Consider the following 477-nt stretch of genomic DNA (forward strand, 5'->3'; position numbering starts at 1 on the left):
GGGTCGCTCTCGACTGGGTTGAGTGCGGCGGGTAGCTCGATCGCGTCCCTTTCGACCGGTGTCGGCTCCCTCTCGACGGGCCTTTCCGGCACGACGAGCATGGTCGGCTCTCTCTCGACCGGGGTGGGCTCGCTCTCAACCGGCTTGAGCGCAGCGGGCAGCTCGATTGCGTCCCTCTCCACAGGTGTCGGTTCGCTATCACCTGGCTAGCGCCAGACGAGTAGTTACATGGCATCTTTATAGACCGGCGTGGCAGCCCTCTGTACGCATCCGTGCGGCACGGCGAGTACGGTGACGTGCATCTCCACCAGCGTTGGATCGTTCTCGACCGGTGTCGGGTCGCTCTCGACTGGGTTGAGTGCGGCGGGTAGCTCGATCGCGTCCCTTTCGACCGGTGTCGGCTCCCTCTCGACGGGCCTTTCCGGCACGACGAGCATGGTCGGCTCTCTCTCGACCGGGGTGGGCTCGCTCTCAACC

The 477-nt window shown here is 65.4% G+C and carries 2 protein-coding genes; both read right to left on the reverse strand.

Annotated elements, in window-relative coordinates:
* A partial coding sequence (locus tag MKK53_RS25325; protein ID WP_409564269.1) for a hypothetical protein occupies nt 1–182 on the reverse strand: 182 nt, incomplete at its 3' end.
* 42 nt (nt 183–224) lie between these two features.
* Nucleotides 225–477: hypothetical protein (locus MKK53_RS25330; RefSeq protein WP_279598809.1), on the reverse strand; the 253-nt coding region annotated here is incomplete at its 5' end.

Source organism: Methylobacterium sp. J-076 (genome assembly GCF_022829405.1).
Lineage (GTDB): Bacteria > Pseudomonadota > Alphaproteobacteria > Rhizobiales > Beijerinckiaceae > Methylobacterium.